Origin of the sequence: Streptomyces sp. NPDC007901, from assembly GCF_042959465.1 — a bacterium.
Taxonomy (GTDB): domain Bacteria; phylum Actinomycetota; class Actinomycetes; order Streptomycetales; family Streptomycetaceae; genus Streptomyces.
The window spans coordinates 110,778-128,291 of the sequence record NZ_JBIBKW010000018.1 but is presented as its reverse complement, the minus strand read 5'-3'; the positions used below and the strand labels follow the sequence as shown (position 1 = coordinate 128,291).

Genomic DNA, 17,514 nt, shown 5'->3' with positions numbered 1-17,514 from the left:
GGCGTCGCCCTGGGCCGGGGACGGCAGATCGATGTCAGCCGAGCGCCTTGCCCGGCAGCTCCACCTTCGCGCCGAGCTCGACGAGCTTCTCCATGAAGTTCTCGTAGCCGCGGTTGATGAGGTCGATGCCGTGGACGCGGGAGGTGCCCTGGGCCGCGAGGGCGGCGATCAGGTACGAGAAGCCGCCGCGGAGGTCGGGGATGACGAGGTCGGCGCCCTGGAGCTTGGTGGGGCCGGAGACGACCGCGGAGTGCAGGAAGTTGCGCTGGCCGAAGCGGCAGGCCGAGCCGCCCAGGCACTCGCGGTACAGCTGGATGTGAGCACCCATCTGGTTGAGCGCCGAGGTGAAACCGAGCCGCGACTCGTACACCGTCTCGTGGACGATGGACAGGCCCGTCGCCTGGGTCAGGGCGACCACCAGCGGCTGCTGCCAGTCGGTCTGGAAGCCGGGGTGCACGTCCGTCTCCAGGGCGATGGACTTCAGCTGGCCGCCGGGGTGCCAGAAGCGGATGCCCTCGTCGTCGATCTCGAAGGCACCGCCCACCTTCCGGTAGGTGTTCAGGAACGTCATCATCGAGCGCTGCTGGGCGCCCCGGACGTAGATGTTCCCCTCGGTCGCCAGCGCCGCCGAGGCCCAGGACGCGGCCTCCAGACGGTCCGACAGGGCGCGGTGGGTGTAGCCGCCGAGCTTCTCCACACCGGTGATGCTGATCGTGCGGTCCGTGTCGATCGCGATGATCGCGCCCATCTTCTGCAGCACGCAGATGAGGTCCTCGATCTCCGGCTCGACGGCCGCGTTGGACAACTCCGTGACCCCGTCGGCCATCACGGCCGTCAGCAGCACCTGCTCGGTCGCGCCCACGGACGGGTACGGCAGCCGGATCTTCGTGCCGCGCAGCCCCTTGGGGGCCTCCAGGTACTGGCCGTCCGCGCGCTTCTCGATGGTCGCGCCGAACTGCCGCAGCACGTCGAAGTGGAAGTCGATCGGCCGGCCGCCGATGTCACAGCCGCCGAGACCGGGGATGAACGCGTGCCCGAGGCGGTGCAGCAGCGGCCCGCAGAACAGGATCGGGATCCGGCTCGACCCCGCGTGGGCGTCGATGTCGGCGACGTTCGCGCTCTCCACGTACGTCGGGTCCAGTACCAGCTCGCCCGGTTCCTCGCCCGGACGTACCGTCACCCCGTGCAGCTGCAGCAGGCCGCGGACGACGCGCACGTCACGGATGTCCGGAACGTTGCGCAGCCGACTGGGCGCACTGCCCAGCAGGGCGGCGACCATGGCCTTCGGTACGAGGTTCTTCGCACCGCGGACACGGATCTCGCCCTCCAGCGGGGTGCCGCCGTGGACAAGCAGGACATCGTCGTTGACGGTCATGAATCTCGCGTTCCGTGGAGTTGTGGCAGGGCCGGAAAGACAGAGTAATCGCCCATCGGCCCCCTGCCGTAAGCCCAAGGACCGCCCAGCAACGTCATAGCTGTGTCACAACACGAACGGTTCCTCTTCGGGCACATGGGGTCACCGCCCGTCACCGTGCGCCGGGGACGCCCCCTTCCGCCCTGAGCTGCCTTCACTCCCGGGCCCGCATTGGCTCCCCATGCGACCGGAAGATGCGGGATCATGTCTGCCATGACCGAGGTGTCCTCGCTCACAGGGCGGCTGCTCGTGGCCACGCCCGCCCTGGCGGACCCGAACTTCGACCGCGCGGTGGTGCTCCTTCTCGACCACGACGAGGAGGGCTCCCTCGGTGTCGTCCTCAACCGCCCCACCCCGGTGGACGTCGGCGACATCCTGGAGGGCTGGGCCTCCCTCGCCGGCGAGCCCGGGGTCGTCTTCCAGGGCGGCCCGGTCTCCCTGGACTCCGCGCTCGGCGTGGCGGTCATCCCCGGCGGCGCGAACGGCGACCGGGCCCCGCTGGGCTGGCGCCGGGTGCACGGCGCGATCGGCCTGGTCGACCTGGAGGCACCGCCGGAACTCCTCGCCTCGGCCCTCGGCTCCCTGAGAATCTTCGCCGGTTACGCCGGCTGGGGGCCCGGCCAACTGGAGGACGAACTGGTCGAGGGCGCCTGGTACGTCGTCGAGTCCGAGCCGGGTGACGTCTCCTCCCCGTCCCCCGAACGGCTCTGGCGCGAGGTCCTGCGCCGCCAGCGCAACGAACTGGCGATGGTCGCCACGTACCCGGACGACCCTTCGCTCAACTGATTCATGTGATTCATGGCGGCTTCAGTACCCTTGGCGGCATGAGCACTCTCGAGCCCGAGCGCGGGACTGGTACGGGGACCCTTGTAGAGCCGACGCCGCAGGTATCCCACGGTGACGGTGACCACGAGCGCTTCGCCCACTACGTCCAGAAGGACAAGATCATGGCGAGCGCCCTCGACGGCACCCCCGTCGTGGCGCTGTGCGGCAAGGTGTGGGTGCCGGGCCGCGACCCGAAGAAGTACCCCGTGTGTCCCATGTGCAAGGAGATCTACGAATCCATGGGCAGCGGCGGCGACGACGAGGGCAAGGACAAGTAACCCCTGGTTCCAGGCTCGGCTCTCTGAGGCCCCGGGCGCGTTTTGGCGCGCTCCGGGGCCTTTGTCGTGTCCGTGCGTTGCACGGGGTGCGTCCGCCGGTCACAGAGTGGTCGAGACCTCTTGTCGGCGTGTTCATGTTGTCCCTAACCTCCGTGGTGTTGTGCAGAGCGAAACCGGCATTGCACATGCTGCAACGCTGCCCGATGTCTCAGCGTGCTCCGGAGGGTCACTCCATGAAGCTCCCCGTCCCCGCGTTCCTCGTCGCCGCCCTGTTCCTGGCCGCCTGCGCCCCGCAGACCTCCTCCAACTCCGCGTCCGACAAGGACGACAAGAACGGCACCCTGCGGGTGTGGCTCTTCCAGGAGGTCGGCAACGACCCGAAGCAGAAGGTCGTCGACTCGGTCGTCGCCGCCTTCGAGAAGGTGCACAGCGGCACCAAGGTCGACGTCGAGTACATCCCGGTCGACACGCGCGCGCAGCGCGTCAAGGCCGCCTTCAACGACCCGGCCTCGGCCCCGGACGTCATGGAGTACGGCAACACCGACACCGCCGGCTACGTCCACGACGGCGGACTCCTCGACGTCACCAAGGAGTTCGGCGCCTGGTCCGAGGCCAAGGACACCGACCCGACGGCGAAGCAGTCGGTCACCGTCGGCGGCAAGGTCTACGGCGCCCCCTTCTACGTCGGTGTCCGCGCCCTTTACTACCGGACCGACGTCTTCAAGAAGCTCGGCCTGAAGCCGCCGACGACCCTCGCCGAACTGGCCTCCACGGCCCGTGCCGTCCGCAAGGCCGAGCCCGGCCTGTACGGCCTCGTCGTCGGCGGTGCCTACACCTACGGCGCGATGCCCTTCATCTGGGCCAACGGCGGCGAACTCGCCACGGCCAAGGGGGACTCGTACGTCTCGGCGATCGACAGCGCCGCCGCCCAGAAGGGCATCAAGGAGTACACGTCGCTGTTCGGCGACGACAACTGTCCGGCCGCCAAGTGCGCCGGCTTCGGCGGCAACGACACGGTCACCGCGTTCGCCGCGGGCAAGGCGGGCATGGCGATCGGGGGCGATTTCAGCCATGCGGCCGTGGAGGCGGGCGTGGTCAAGGGCAAGTACGCGGTGGTGCCGCTGCCGGGGGTGACGGCCGGGTCCGTCGCGCCGGCCTTCGCGGGCGGCAACAACATCGGGGTGCTGAAGAGCACGACCCATCGCACGCTCGCCGTCGCGTTCATGGAGGCGCTGACCGCCAAGAAGACGCAGGCGGCGATGTTCGACGCGATGGGGTTCCTGCCGACGTTCGCGGACGTGCGGGAGCAGGCGGCCGCGAAGGAGCCGTTCGTGAAGCCGTTCGTTGCCACGTTGGCTGCGGGGACGAAGTTCGTGCCGGCTGCGGCGGGGTGGTCGCAGATCGACTCGTCGCTGGTGCTGCCGACGATGTTCCAGGAGGTCGTCAGCGGTAAGAAGAGTGTGGCGGCGGCTTCGGAGGAAGCGGCCAAGAAGATGGACTCGGCGTTCGGCTCCGCCGGATGACGCCGACGGTGGGGGCGGTTGCGGAGCGTGGGCGGGTGCGGGTGCGTCGTGGCTTGTCGCGCCCACGCGGCGGTAGCCGCAAATTCAATGCAGCCCCGCGCCCCTGGCGGGGCGCTGGGTGGCACCCTTGGCTGTATCTCACGCCCGCTCTTGTCGTCCTCGGAGGGCTGCTTCTCTACCCCATCTATCAGCTCGGGCTGATCTCGGTCTTCCGGTATACGCAGGCGCAGGTCAGTGGTGGGGAGCCGACGGCGTTCGTCGGGGGCGGCAACTATGCGGACGCGTTCGGGGACGACCAGTTCTGGTCGGTTCTGCTGGCGACCGTTGTCTTCGCGGCGGCGTGTGTGGTGTCGACGCTGGCCGTCGGGTGTGCGCTGGCGGTGTTGCTGACGCGGGTGCGGGCGCTGCCGCGGCTGGTGCTGATGCTGGCGGCGCTCGGGGCGTGGGCGACTCCGGCGGTGACCGGGTCGACGGTGTGGCTGTTCCTCTTCGACCCGGACTTCGGGCCGGTGGACCGGCTGCTGGGTCTGGGGGACTACTCGTGGACGTACGGGCGGTACAGCGCCTTCTTCCTGGTGCTGCTGGAAGTGGTGTGGTGTTCCTTCCCGTTCGTCATGGTCACCGTGTACGCCGGGATCCGGGCCGTGCCGTCCGAGGTGCTGGAGGCCGCCGCGCTGGACGGGGCCTCGCAGTGGCGGATCTGGCGGTCGGTGCTGGCGCCGATGCTGCGGCCGATCCTGATGATCGTCACCATCCAGTCGGTGATCTGGGACTTCAAGGTCTTCACGCAGATCTACGTGATGACCGGCGGGGGCGGGATCGCCGGGCAGAACCTGGTGCTGAACGTGTACGCCTACCAGCAGGCCTTCGCCTCCTCGCAGTACGGGCTGGGCGCCGCCATCGGAGTCGTCACGCTGCTGGTCCTGCTCGCCGTGACCCTGGTGTACCTGCGGCTGCTGCGCCGGCAGGGAGAGGAGCTGTGAGCGTCGTGAATCCTGTGCGCGGGTTCGTACGGCGGCCGGGGCGGCTGGCGGCCGAGGGGGCGGCACTGGTGATCGCCGTCGTGGTCGCCTTCCCGCTGTACTGGATGGTGCTGGGTGCCTTCAAACCGGCCGGAGAGATCGAGTCCGACCGGCCCCGGCCGTGGACGCTCTCGCCCTCGCTGGACTCCTTCCGGCGGGTGTTCGGACAGCAGGAATTCGGTCGTTACTTCGTCAACAGCCTCGTCGTCGCGGGCAGTGTCGTCGTCTCGGCGCTCGTCGCCTTTCTCGCGGCGACCGCCGTGACACGATTCCGGTTCCGCTTCCGGACCACCTTGCTGATCATGTTTCTGGTGGCCCAGATGGTGCCCGTGGAGGCCCTCACCATCCCCCTGTTCTTCCAGATGCGGGGCTTCGGTCTGCTGAACACGCTGGGCTCGCTGATCCTGCCCCACATCGCCTTCTCGCTGCCCTTCGCGATCTGGATGCTGCGGGGGTTCGTGAAAGGGGTGCCGGAGGCCCTGGAGGAGGCCGCGTACATCGACGGGGCGAGCCGGTCGCGCTTTCTCTGGCAGATCCTTTTCCCGCTCGTCCTGCCGGGCCTGGTGGCCACGAGCGTGTTTTCCTTCATCTCCGCCTGGAACGACTTCCTCTTCGCCAAGTCCTTCATCATCAGTGACACTTCGCAGTCCACGCTGCCGATGGCGCTGCTGGTGTTCTTCAAGCCGGACGACCCGGACTGGGGCGGGGTCATGGCGGCGTCCACGGTGATGACGATTCCGGTGCTGGTGTTCTTCGTACTCGTACAGCGACGGCTGGTCTCCGGACTGGGCGGAGCGGTTAAGGACTGACGTGACTTCAGAGACCGATCTGATTCCGGCACCGCGCGCCGTCGAGGGGCCGATGCGGTGCGGTGTCGTATTCGACGAGGGCACCACGCTGTGGGCGGCTCCGGGAACCGAGGGGACGGAACGCTGGCTGTGCGCCACCCTCGGCGCGGCCCTGGGGCTGCCGCTGCGGCCGGGTCCGCAGGACGCCCGGGACTCCGTACGGCTGCTCCTGGACGACTCGCTGGAGCCCGAGGCGTACCGGCTGAGCGTGGTCTCCACCTGGGGCGTCGAGATCCGCGGCGGCGGCCCGGCCGGCGTCTTCTGGGGCGCCCAGACCCTGCGCCAGCTGCTCGGCCCGGAGGCCTTCCGGCGAGCCCCCGTGCGGCCCGGGATCCGGTACGGGGTCCCGCACCAGATCATCGAGGACTCCCCCCGATTCCGTTGGCGCGGCCTCATGCTCGACGTGGCCCGGCACTTCATGCCGAAGGAAGGCGTCCTGCGCTACCTCGATCTCATGGCGGCGCACAAACTCAACGTCTTCCACTTCCATCTGACGGACGACCAGGGCTGGCGCATCGCGATCGAGCGCCACCCCCGGCTCACCGAGGTGGGTTCCTGGCGGGCGCGGACGAAATTCGGTCACCGCGCCTCACCGCTGTGGGAGGAGAAGCCGCACGGCGGCCACTACTCCCGGGACGACATCCGGGAGATCGTCGCCTACGCGGCCGAGCGGCATATCACGGTCGTCCCCGAAATCGACGTACCCGGGCACTCGCAGGCCGCCATCGCCGCGTATCCGGAACTCGGCAACACCGACGTCATCGACACCGCCTCCCTGACCGTCTGGGACACCTGGGGGATCTCTCCGAACGTACTCGCCCCCACTGACAACACCCTGCGGTTCTACGAGGGGGTGTTCGAGGAAGTGCTGGAGCTGTTCCCGTCGGAGTTCATTCACGTCGGCGGCGACGAATGCCCCAAGGACCAGTGGCGGGCCTCGCCGGCCGCCAAGGCGCGCATCGCGGAACTCGGGCTGGCCGACGAGGACGAGTTGCAGGCGTGGTTCATCGGCCACTTCGCGAAGTGGCTTTCCGCGCGCGGGCGCCGGCTGATCGGCTGGGACGAGATCCTGGAGGGCGGGATCGCCGAGGGCGCGGCCGTCTCGTCGTGGCGCGGGTACGGCGGCGGGATCGCGGCCGCGCGGGCCGGACACGACGTCGTCATGTGCCCCGAGCAGTACGTGTATCTGGATCACCGTCAGGCGGACGGCGCGGACGAGCCCGTACCGATCGGGTATGTGCGCACCCTGGAGGACGTGTACCGGTTCGAGCCCGTTCCACCGGGGCTCGACGCGTCCCAGGCGGAGCGGATCATGGGCACTCAGGCCAACGTCTGGACCGAGGTGATGGAGGACCACGCGCGCGTGGACTACCAGGCCTTCCCCCGGCTCGCCGCCTTCGCCGAGGTCGCCTGGAGCGCCCTGCCGGCCTCGGGGGAGCGGGACTTCGGCGACTTCGAGCGGCGGATGACCGCCCACTACGAGCGACTCGACGCGCTCGGCGTGGCCTACCGGCCGCCGTCCGGACCGCTGCCCTGGCAGCGCCGTCCGGGGGTGCCGGGCCGCCCGATCGACGGCCCGCCCCCGAACCGCTAGCCCTTCACCGGCTGCCCTCCGGCTCCCCTTCGGATCCTCCCCGGATCCCCTCCGGCCATCTTCCCGTTCCGAACGCGTAATGGAAAAAGACCCCAAGAGTCACCGAAGAGTGTCATTCGGCATGCACGGGTGATGCTGTATGAAAACGGACCATCTTGCCGGTGAGGTGGGCGAATGCCTCCTAGCGGACCCGTGCGTTCGAGGCTTGCGAAGATGTGCCAGAGTTGCCACGTCCGCCCTGTGAGCACGTACCGTACGGCCACACAGGTGGGACCAGGTGGGGCAGCGGGAAGGGGCAGCCGGTTTTGACCACGCACGCACCGCAGGCGGCGCAGTCCGTCACGCTGCCCACGACGCTGAACGAGGCGGTGGCGGCCCTCACCGCCATGCCCACCGCCGTCCCCGTGGCCGGCGGCACCGACCTGATGGCCGCCGTCAACTCCGGGCAGCTCAGGCCCGCCGCCCTGGTCGGGCTCGGCCGGATCAGCGAGATCCGCGGCTGGCAGTACCAGGACGGCAACGCGCTGCTCGGCGCCGGACTCACGCACGCGCGCATGGGCCGCCCCGACTTCGCCGCCCTGATCCCGGCGCTCGCCGCCGCCGCGCGGGCCGCCGGTCCGCCGCACGTCCGCAACGCGGGCACCCTGGGCGGCAACATCGCGACCGCCGCGCCGACGGGTGACGCGCTGCCGGTGCTCGCCGCCCTGGAGGCGACGCTGATCATCGCGGGACCGGGCGGATCCCGTCGTGAGATCCCGGTGTCGCACCTGCTGGCCGGCGTGGAGATGCTCCGCGCGGGCGAGCTGATCGGCTTCGTGCGGGTGCCGCTGCTGCACGCCCCGCAGGTCTTCCTGAAGGCCACGGGACGCACCGGCCCCGGCCGCTCGGTGGCCTCCGTGGCGCTCGTCCTCGACCCCGCGCGGCGCGGGGTGAGATGCGCCGTCGGGGCCATAGCGCCGATGCCGCTCAGGCCCCTGGACGCCGAGCAGTGGGTGGCCCGGCTGATCGACTGGGACAACGACCGCGCGCTCGTCCCGGAGGCGCTGGCCGCCTTCGGCGAGTACGTCGCCGCCGCCTGCATCCCGGACCCGGCCCCCGAGCCCGACGGCTCGGTGCCGGTGCTTCCGCCCGCCGTACTGCACCTGCGGCGCACCGTCGCCGCGCTGGCCCGACGAGCACTGGGGAGGGCGCTGTCATGACCGACGACCAGCACGGGGAGGGCGCGCCCGCGACCGGCGGCGGCCGCTGGGACCCGCTGCCCCAGGGCGACTACGACGACGGCGCGACCGCCTTCGTGAAGCTCCCCGAGGGCGGCATCGAGGCCCTGCTGTCCGGCGACAGCCCCCTGGCCGCGCCCGGGCACGGCTATGTGCCGCCGCAGATTGCGGTCGCCCCCGGCACCGAGACCTGGGGCGCGCCGGCCGACGGCGCCCAGTGGCCCGACCCGAACGCGGTCCCCCAGGAACAGCCCGTCGACGACCGGTTCACGTACAACCCCGCCTCGACCCAGCAGTGGACGTACGAAGAACCCCCGCCCGCGCCCGGTCACGATGTGACCGGCCAGTGGTCCATCCCGGTCGCCAGTGGTGATGTTCCGGACGAATCCGGCGAGTTCACCACATCCGCGCTCATGGAGCAGTGGGGCGGCACGCCGCCGTCCACCCTGCCCGGCGGTGCGGCCGCGCCCTGGGCGACGGAGGTCCAGGCCTGGGAACACCCCGCGGAGGGCCCTGGGGCGCCCTCTGAGGCCCCGTCGGGGCGCGGCGACACTCCGGCCGCCGGTATCGCCTCCGCGGCCGCCGGTGGGGCACCTGTGGCCGACGTGGCCGCGCCGGGCGAAGCGCGCGAACCGGCCGATACGGGCCAACAGCGCGCGGGCGGCGTACCGAACCAGGCCGAGGCCGACGAGCCCCACGGCGCGTCGCGCCCGGACCCCGCACCCGACCCGCGGGCCGCCGACGGCGAGTCCGCGGAGCACGGGGCGATCGCCCCCGACGACGACACCGGCACGGACGCCGCGGACGGGGACGCCGAGGCCGAGGCGATCGACGACCACCCCCTCGCCTCCTACGTCCTGCGCGTCAACGGCGCCGACCGCCCCGTCACCGACGCCTGGATCGGCGAGTCCCTGCTGTACGTCCTGCGCGAGCGCCTCGGTCTGGCCGGCGCCAAGGACGGCTGCTCCCAGGGCGAATGCGGCGCCTGCAACGTCCAGGTGGACGGCCGGCTGGTCGCTTCCTGCCTGGTCCCGGCGGTCACCGCCGCCGGCAGCGAGGTCCGCACCGTCGAGGGCCTGGCCCAGGACGGCCGGCCCTCCGACGTCCAGCGCGCCCTGGCCCGCTGCGGAGCCGTCCAGTGCGGCTTCTGCGTCCCCGGCATGGCGATGACCGTCCACGACCTCCTCGCGGGCAACCCGGCCCCGACCGAGCTGGAGACCCGCCAGGCGCTGTGCGGCAACCTCTGCCGTTGCTCCGGCTACCGGGGCGTCCTGGACGCCGTCCAGGAGGTCGTCGCCGAACGCGAGGCACATGCCGCCGCGGACGCTGAGACGGACGGCGACGAGGCCCGTATTCCACATCAGGCGGGCCCCGGCGCCGGCGGCGTCAACGCCTCGGCGTTCGACTCCCCGGGCACCTTCGGAGCCGGCATCCGGGTCCCGCACGAGCAGTCGTACGACCAGTCCTACGGCGATCAGAGTCAGACCTACGGCGATCGGAGCCGGACGTACGGCGATCCGGGCCAGACGTACGGCGGCCAGGGTCAGAACTACGCCGACCAGAGCCAGAACTACGACGATCAGTCCTACGGCGACCAGCCCTACGGCCCGGACGGAGGCCAGGCGTGACCAACGAGACCGTCACCACGACCACCGCCACGGAGACCGCCGCCGCCTCCGCTCCGGAGCCCCCGCACGGCCTCGGCGTGTCGCTGCCGGCCGCCGACGCGGGCGCCAAGACCGAGGGCACCTTCCCGTACGCGGCCGACCTGTGGGCCGAGGGCCTGCTGTGGGCCGCCGTGCTGCGCTCCCCGCACCCGCACGCGCGCATCGTGTCGATCGACACCAGCCACGCGCGCGAGATGCCCGGCGTCCGCGCCGTGATCACCCACGAGGACGTCCCCGGCACCCCGCGCCACGGCCGCGGCACCCCGGACCGCCCGGTGTTCGCCTCCGAGGTCGTACGGCACCACGGTGAGCCCATCGCGGCCGTCGCCGCCGACCATCCCGACACCGCGCGGATGGCCGCCGCCGCCGTCATCGTCGAGTACGAGGTGCTCGACCCGGTCATCGACCCCGAGCAGTCCTTCGAGGCCGAACCGCTGCACCCCGACGGCAACCTGATCCGGCACATCCCGCTGCAGCACGGCGACCCGGACGCCACCGGCGACATCGTGGTCGAGGGCCAGTACCGCATCGGCCGCGCCGACCCCGCCCCCATCGGCGCCGAGGCCGGCCTCGCCGTGCCCCGCCCGGACGGCGGGGTCGAGCTGTACCTGGCCTCCACCGACCCGCACACCGACCGCAACACGGCCGCCGCCTGCTACGGCCTGTCGCTCGAACAGGTGAAGATCGTCGTCACCGGCGTGCCGGGCGCGACCGCCGACCGCGAGGACCAGGGCTTCCAGCTGCCGCTCGGCCTGCTCGCCCTGAAGACCGGCTGCCCGGTCAAACTCACCGCCACGCGCGAGGAGTCCTTCCTCGGCCACGCCCACCGCCACCCCACCCTGCTCCGCTACCGGCACCACGCCGACGCCGAGGGCAAGCTGGTCAAGGTCGAGGCGCAGGTCCTGCTGGACGCGGGCGCCTACGCCGACACCTCCGCCGAGTCCCTCGCCGCCGCCGTCTCCTTCGCGTGCGGCCCCTACGTCGTCCCGAACGCCTTCATCGAGGGCTGGGCCGTGCGCACCAACAACCCGCCCTCCGGCCACGTCCGCGGCGAGGGCGCCATGCAGGTGTGCGCCGCCTACGAGGCGCAGATGGACAAGCTGGCGAAGAAGCTCGGCATCGACCCGGCCGAGATCCGGCTGCGCAACGCCCTCGCCACCGGCGACCTCCTGCCCATCGGCCAGACGGTGACCTGCCCGGCCCCGGTCGCCGAACTCCTCCAGGCGGTCCGGGACTTCCCGCTCCCGCAGCTCCCCAAGGACACCCCCGAGGACGAGTGGCTGCTGCCCGGCGGCCCCGAGGGCGCGGGCGAACCGGGCGCGGTGCGCCGGGGCGTCGGCTACGGCCTCGGCATGGTCCACATGCTCGGCGCGGAGGGCGCCGACGAGGTCTCCACCGCCACCGTCAAGGTCCACGACGGCATCGCGACCGTGCTCTGCGCGGCCGTGGAGTCCGGCCAGGGTTTCACCACCCTGGCCCGCCAGATCGTCCAGGAGACCCTCGGCATCGACGAGGTCCATGTCGCCCCCGTCGACACCGACCAGCCGCCGGCCGGCCCCGGCTGCCGCGGCCGCCACACCTGGGTCTCGGGCGGGGCCGTCGAACGCGCCGCGAAGATGGTCCGCACCCAGCTCCTGCAGCCCCTCGCCCACAAGTTCGGCATGTCCACCGAACTGCTCCAGATCACCGACGGCAAGATCACCTCGTACGACGGCGTGCTGTCGACCACCGTCACCGAGGCGCTGGACGGCAAGGAGCTGTGGGCCACCGCCCAGTGCCGCCCGCATCCGACCGAGCCGCTGAACGCCGAGGGCCAGGGCGACGCCTTCGTCGGCCTCGCCTTCTGCGCGATCCGCGCGGTCGTCGACGTCGACATCGAGCTGGGCTCGGTACGGGTCGTGGAGCTGGCCGTCGCCCAGGACGTCGGCCGGATCCTCAACCCGGCGCAGCTCAACGCCCGGATCGAGGCCGGTGTCACGCAGGGCGTGGGCATCGCCCTGACGGAGAACCTGCGCACCCCGCGCGGGCTGATCCGCCACCCCGACCTCACCGGGTACGCCCTGCCGACCGCCCTCGACGCGCCCGACATCCGGATCGTCAAGCTGGTCGAGGAGCGGGACGTGGTCGCCCCCTTCGGCGCCAAGTCGGTGAGCGCGGTGCCGGTCGTGACCTCCCCCGCGGCCATCGCCTCCGCCGTCCGCGCGGCGACCGGCCGCCCGGTCAACCGCCTCCCGATCCGCCCGCAGGCCGCGGTGGTCACCGGTCAGTGAGCCTGTCCGGGGTCGTCGTCGTCACGGGTGTGATGGCGGCCGGGAAGTCGACGGTCGCGCAGGCGCTGGCCGAGGCCCTGCCGCGGGCCGCGCACGTCCGCGGCGACCTGTTCCGCCGCATGATCGTCTCCGGCCGGGAGGACTACACCCCGGGCGTGTCGGCGGAGGCCACGGCCCAACTCCGCCTCCGGCACCGCCTGTCGGCGGCCACGGCGGACGCGTACGCCGACGCGGGCTTCACGGCGATCGTCCAGGACGTGCTGCTGGGCCCCGAGTTGGCGTCGTACGTCGAACTGATCCGGACCCGCCCCCGGTACGTGGTGGTCCTGGCCCCGAGTCCCGAGGCGGTGGCGGCACGGGAGGCGGGGCGGTCCAAGACCGGCTACGGGGCCTGGACGGTGGCCGATCTGGACGCCGGACTGCGGCGGGACACCGCCCCGCTGGGCCTGTGGCTGGACACCTCCGAGCTGACGGTGGAACAGACGGTGGAGGCGATTCTCACCGGGACGGAACGGGCGAGGGTCGTCTGACGTCTCTTCTGCGGGGCGTTGTCAGTGGCGCGGCGTAGTGTTCTGGGCAGTGGGACACCCGTCCACCGGACTTTCCGTCAGACTTTCCCTCGGGCTTTCCATCAGACTTCTCATACGACGTGAACTTGTTCAACTCTTTGATCGCGGGGGCGGCGATGAGCACGACCAGCACGACCGGCAGCGGTGCGGCGGCGATCACGCTGACCGAGGCAGAACTGGACCGATACATCACACACGAACCGACCCGCATGTGGCTCACCGGCCCCGGACTGCCCGACAGCGGCGGCCTGCTGACCTTCGAACCGCTGCGCACCACCGGCCTGCGCACGCTGGCCGACCTCACCGACGGACCGTCCCGGCTGGCCGAGGAGCTCCGGGACCGGCTGGTCATAGGGGAGTTGCTGGCCCCGGCCGGCCTGGACACCGAGTCGATCCTCCTCGACGGCGGCACCGGCGAGATCACCACCGCCTACCTGATCGACCCCACCGACCCGCGCCCGCTGGCACCCTCGCTGGAGACGCTGCTCCGGTTCGCCGCGGTCACCGAGGAACTCACCGGCCTGCGCGGCCGGTTCGCCTCCCTCGCCAGGACCTACGGCACCAAGGCGGCGACCGAGGCGTCCCGCAAGCTCCTGGAGCTCTTCGAGGAGGGCACGGCCGGCCGGGTCCCGCCGTACTGGAAGGCGACGGCGCTGATCCGCCCGCTCAGCCTGATCGCGGGCCCCGGCTCCGACTCCGGGCTCGCCGTCGACCTGCCGGCGCGGCTGCTTGACCAGGAGTTCGGGCAGGGCCGGGTGGCCCGCTTCGAAGAGGTCGACTTCCCGCCCACGCTCACCCACGAGCCCACCCGCCGCTTCCTGCGCGAGACGGGCCTGCCGGAGGACGCGGTCCTCTTCCACCTGGACCCGGACGCCCCGCTGCCCACCCTGCGGGAGTACTTCACGGACGTCCACCCGGGCAGTTTCCCCCTGGACGACCTCCCGGCCCACGCCGACCGGCTCATACGCCTCGGCCACCTGGCCGAGGACAACAGCCTGGTCGTGGACGGCACCACGGGCGCGATCCTCAACTTCTCCCAGCCCGAGGCGACCCTCTACCCCCTCAACACGGACATCTCCACCCTCGCCTACACCCTCTGGCTCCTCCACCACGAGCGCACCATCGACGAGCACCTGGGCCACGAACTCACCACGGAGGCCTACGACCAGCTCGCCGCCACCATGCTCCACACCCTCGCGACCATCGACCCCACCCCTGTGACGACGGACGCCGACTGGCACTACTGGACGGAGGTGTTCCAGGACGAGGCCGGCGGGGTGCTGTAAGAGGCGTAGAACCGGGGGACCGGGATCGGGATCGGGATCGGCCGCTCAGGCCACCAGGCCCCGCCGGTAGGCGTAGACGACGGCCTGGACGCGGTCGCGCAGGTCGAGCTTGGTGAGGATGCGGGAGACGAAGGTCTTGACGGTCTCCGGGCTGATCACGAGGGTCGCGGCGATCTCGCCGTTGGAGAGGCCGTCCGCGATCAGCCGCAGCACCTCCAGTTCGCGCGGGGTCAGCGGGATGTCCTGCGGGGTGCCGCCGTCGGCGGGTCGGATCCGGGCGGCGTAGCGGCCCACGAGCTGCCGGGTCACCTCGGGGTCCAGCAGGGCCGCGCCGGTGGCCACGGTCCGGATGCCATGCAGCAGCCGGTCCGGCGGCGCGTCCTTCAGCAGGAAGCCGCTCGCGCCCGCGCGCAGCGCCTCGTAGACGTACTCGTCCAGGTTGAACGTCGTCACCACGAGCACCTTCACCGGATGCGGCACCCCGGCGCCGGCCAGCAGCCGGGTGGCCGCGATGCCGTCGAGGACCGGCATCCGGACGTCCATCACCACCACGTCCGGGCGCAGCCGGCCGGCGAGGTCGACCGCGGCCTGCCCGTCCCCGCACTCGGCCGCCACCTCCAGGTCGGGCTGGGCGTCGATGATCGTCGCCAGGCCGGTGCGGACCAGTACCTGGTCGTCGCAGACCAGGACCCGCAGCGGCGCCCCTTCCGTGGTGGTCATGAGGGGCTCCCCGCGGGTATCCGGGCCCGCACGAGGAACCCGCCGTCCGCCCGCGGGCCCGCGCTGAACTCGCCGCCCAGGACGGCCACCCGCTCCCGGAGACCGGCGAGGCCGCGTCCGCTCCCGCCAGGGGACGCGGTCGGCCGACCGGGGCGGCCAGAGCGACCGGAGCCGTCGGAACCGCCGGGGCCGTCGGAACCGCCGGGGCCGCCGGAACCGCCGGGGCCGCCGAGCCCGTCCGTGTCGACCTCCACGGTGATCTCCTTCTCGCCGTGCCGGACCCGTACCGAAGTGCGGCTGCCGTGGGCGTACTTGAGGGCGTTCGTCAGGGACTCCTGCACCACCCGGTAGGCCACCAGGTCGGCGCTGCCGGCCGACTCCGTCGGCGTGCCCTCCTCGGTGAACTCCACCGGCTGCCCGGCCCGGCGCGTCTGCTCCACGAGCGTGCGCAGCCGGCCGGCCGGCGGCGTCCTGTCGTCGGCGCCGGTGCCGGGGTGAGTGCCGGTGCCGGTGCCGTGGTCGGTGCCGTGGTCGGGGTTGAGCAGGTCGAGCAGATGGCGCAGGTCGGAGATGGCCCGGCGGCCGGTGTCCGTGACGGCGGTCAGGGTCCGGTCGAGGCGGTCGGGCGCGGCGGTCAGATAGCGGGCCGCCTCGGCCTGCACGACCATCGCCGTCACATGGTGGGTCACCACGTCGTGCAGCTCGCGGGCGATCCGGGTCCGCTCCGCGGTACGGGTGTCCTCGGCGACCCGCTGCCGGCGTTCGGCCTCCGCGACCCGGTTGGCGCGCAGCCATGCCCCGGCGCCCCAGGCGAGGACCAGCACCAGGTAGAACGTCACGAACCCGGTGACCGTCTCGCCGCCCGACCCCAGCCGGTACAGCGCGACCGCCACCGGCACATAGGCCACGGAGAACACGAGCGCCGAAGCCCGCCGGCGCCGTTCCAGATGGGCCCCGGTGCTGATCAGCGCGAGGGGCAGCGCGGTGCCCGCGACCGAGTGGTAACCGCGCAGTTGGTCGATGGCGAAGCCTGCCGACACCAGGGCGAGACAGACGGCGGGCCACCGCCGGCGCACGGCCAGCGGCAGGCACTCCAGCCCGAGCACGAGCAGGGCGAGCGCGTCGAACGGACGGGTCGGCAGATCCCCGACCTGCGTCCCCTTGCCGTGCAGCGCCGGCAGGAACGACCCGGCCAGGAGCAGCAGCCCGAGCGGCAGATCCCGGACCGTGACGTCGAGCCGGTGCCACCACTCGGGCGCCTGCCGAGGACTGATCACCGGGGCAGTGTAGCGACGGAGTCGGCCGTGGCGCCCGGGCGGCGACGGGGCATCAGATGCCCCCGCCGGCGGGCCAGCCGCAGGAACGCGACCGTCACCAGTATCGCGAGCAGCACCGAGTAGATGCTGGCCTCCGGCCCGAACTCACCGCCGGTGATGAGCTGCGTCCCCGAGGTGGTGGCGTCCAGCAGCCCCTTCTGCGACCCGCTGCCGGAGACCTCGGTGCCGAAGATGCCGGACTCGGCGAAGTTCCAGCCGAAGTGCAGGCCGATAGGGAGCCACAGGGTGCGGGTGGCGACGTACGCGGCGCCGAGCATGCCGCCGGCCTCGATCGCGATGGCGAGGGCGCCCCACACGGTGGCGTCCTTGTTGAGCAGGTGCATCATCCCGAACAGCGCACCGGTCGACGTGAGCGCGATCCAGGTCCCGAAGCGCTCCTCGACGATCCGCAACAGCACCCCCCGGAACAGCAGTTCCTCCGTGACCGCGGCGGCGGCCATGAACCCGACCAGCCCCACCGCGCTGGTCACCGACCCCAGACCGTGCACCGTGTAGTCGCCGAGGAAGGCGATGTTCACGATGACCCCGGCGAACGCCGCCGCGCCGATCAGTGCCCCGCGCCCGAACGCCGGCCGGGCGCCGTCCCGCCCGACCTCGGGCGTTGGCCGGTGCTCGGTCCGTCGTACCACCCACCCGTAGACGGGCACCGCGGCCACGGCCGTCAGCAGGCCGACGATCAGCGTGGGAAACCAGTTCCCGTCCACCGCCGCGAGCGCCTGCCCGCCGACGAAGGAGACGGCCGCGACGGCCAGGAGCTGCCAGACCACCCTCATGATGACTTCCTCCCAGGGATGCGCGGCCCAAGCGCCGCGACTGGTCCGAACGCTATGGACCGGCCGCCCAGGAATCGTCACCGCTCAGTGGACACCTGCGCGTAGCTCCCACGGGGGACAGAGCGTCTTGGTCCGTACCGGATATGTCAAGGCTTGTAAAAACAGCCCGCC

Annotated in this window: 15 protein-coding genes; 11 read left to right on the top strand and 4 right to left on the bottom strand. The window is 71.8% G+C overall.

Translation table 11 applies throughout. The features are described from left to right. Positions 1-34: 34 nt before the first annotated feature. Positions 35-1,375: a UDP-N-acetylglucosamine 1-carboxyvinyltransferase gene (gene murA, locus ACFZDK_RS41325; protein WP_390980561.1), complete on the bottom strand. Its 1,341-nt coding sequence runs from the start codon at positions 1,373-1,375 to the stop codon at positions 35-37. Between the two features lie 252 nt (positions 1,376-1,627). Between murA and ACFZDK_RS41320 the strand changes: the two genes are divergently transcribed. The 11 genes from ACFZDK_RS41320 (at position 1,628) to ACFZDK_RS41270 (ending at position 14,513) form a co-directional block, all read left to right on the top strand. Beyond that, positions 1,628-2,200, top strand: coding sequence for a YqgE/AlgH family protein (locus tag ACFZDK_RS41320; RefSeq protein WP_217545775.1), 573 nt, complete (start codon positions 1,628-1,630; stop codon positions 2,198-2,200). A gap of 38 nt (positions 2,201-2,238) precedes the next feature. Further along, positions 2,239-2,517: a DUF3039 domain-containing protein gene (locus ACFZDK_RS41315; protein WP_355717259.1), complete on the top strand. Its 279-nt coding sequence runs from the start codon at positions 2,239-2,241 to the stop codon at positions 2,515-2,517. A gap of 233 nt (positions 2,518-2,750) precedes the next feature. After that, the gene (locus ACFZDK_RS41310; protein WP_390980558.1) at positions 2,751-4,040 is read left to right on the top strand and encodes an extracellular solute-binding protein; all 1,290 of its coding nucleotides are present in this window, start codon (positions 2,751-2,753) and stop codon (positions 4,038-4,040) included. Continuing rightward, positions 4,037-5,023: an ABC transporter permease subunit gene (locus ACFZDK_RS41305; RefSeq protein ID WP_390980556.1), complete on the top strand. Its 987-nt coding sequence runs from the start codon at positions 4,037-4,039 to the stop codon at positions 5,021-5,023. Before ACFZDK_RS41310 ends, ACFZDK_RS41305 begins: the two co-directional genes overlap by 4 nt. 5 nt (positions 5,024-5,028) lie before the next feature. Then, a complete protein-coding gene (locus tag ACFZDK_RS41300) occupies positions 5,029-5,871 on the top strand; it encodes an ABC transporter permease subunit (RefSeq protein ID WP_390980554.1) in 843 nt (280 codons plus the stop codon). 1 nt (position 5,872) lies between these two features. Beyond that, positions 5,873-7,504 (top strand): family 20 glycosylhydrolase, encoded by a 1,632-nt coding sequence (locus tag ACFZDK_RS41295; RefSeq protein ID WP_390980552.1) that lies wholly within the window; start codon positions 5,873-5,875, stop codon positions 7,502-7,504. A gap of 305 nt (positions 7,505-7,809) precedes the next feature. Continuing rightward, on the top strand, positions 7,810-8,703 hold the full coding sequence (locus ACFZDK_RS41290; protein WP_390980550.1) for an FAD binding domain-containing protein: 894 nt from the start codon (positions 7,810-7,812) through the stop codon (positions 8,701-8,703). Further along, the gene (locus tag ACFZDK_RS41285) at positions 8,700-10,349 is read left to right on the top strand and encodes a 2Fe-2S iron-sulfur cluster-binding protein (RefSeq protein ID WP_390980548.1); all 1,650 of its coding nucleotides are present in this window, start codon (positions 8,700-8,702) and stop codon (positions 10,347-10,349) included. The genes ACFZDK_RS41290 and ACFZDK_RS41285 overlap by 4 nt, the downstream gene beginning before the upstream one ends. Beyond that, positions 10,346-12,658 carry a molybdopterin cofactor-binding domain-containing protein gene (locus tag ACFZDK_RS41280; protein WP_390980546.1) on the top strand — a complete coding sequence of 771 codons (2,313 nt, stop codon included), beginning with the start codon at positions 10,346-10,348 and terminating at the stop codon, positions 12,656-12,658. The genes ACFZDK_RS41285 and ACFZDK_RS41280 overlap by 4 nt, the downstream gene beginning before the upstream one ends. A gap of 2 nt (positions 12,659-12,660) precedes the next feature. Beyond that, positions 12,661-13,188 carry an AAA family ATPase gene (locus ACFZDK_RS41275; protein WP_390980696.1) on the top strand — a complete coding sequence of 176 codons (528 nt, stop codon included), beginning with the start codon at positions 12,661-12,663 and terminating at the stop codon, positions 13,186-13,188. 155 nt (positions 13,189-13,343) lie between these two features. Continuing rightward, complete coding sequence (locus tag ACFZDK_RS41270; protein ID WP_390980544.1) at positions 13,344-14,513, top strand: SUKH-4 family immunity protein; 1,170 nt, start codon at positions 13,344-13,346, stop codon at positions 14,511-14,513. A gap of 45 nt (positions 14,514-14,558) precedes the next feature. On the opposite strand, the gene ACFZDK_RS41265 is transcribed toward ACFZDK_RS41270, so the two are convergent. The 3 genes from ACFZDK_RS41265 to ACFZDK_RS41255 are packed head-to-tail and all read right to left on the bottom strand — an operon-like array spanning position 14,559 to position 17,343. Continuing rightward, a complete protein-coding gene (locus ACFZDK_RS41265) occupies positions 14,559-15,233 on the bottom strand; it encodes a response regulator (protein ID WP_390980542.1) in 675 nt (224 codons plus the stop codon). Continuing rightward, positions 15,230-16,510, bottom strand: a complete 1,281-nt coding sequence (locus ACFZDK_RS41260; RefSeq protein ID WP_390980540.1) for a histidine kinase — start codon at positions 16,508-16,510, stop codon at positions 15,230-15,232. Before ACFZDK_RS41260 ends, ACFZDK_RS41265 begins: the two co-directional genes overlap by 4 nt. Further along, on the bottom strand, positions 16,507-17,343 hold the full coding sequence (locus tag ACFZDK_RS41255) for a type II CAAX prenyl endopeptidase Rce1 family protein (RefSeq protein WP_390980538.1): 837 nt from the start codon (positions 17,341-17,343) through the stop codon (positions 16,507-16,509). Before ACFZDK_RS41255 ends, ACFZDK_RS41260 begins: the two co-directional genes overlap by 4 nt. Positions 17,344-17,514: the final 171 nt, after the last annotated feature.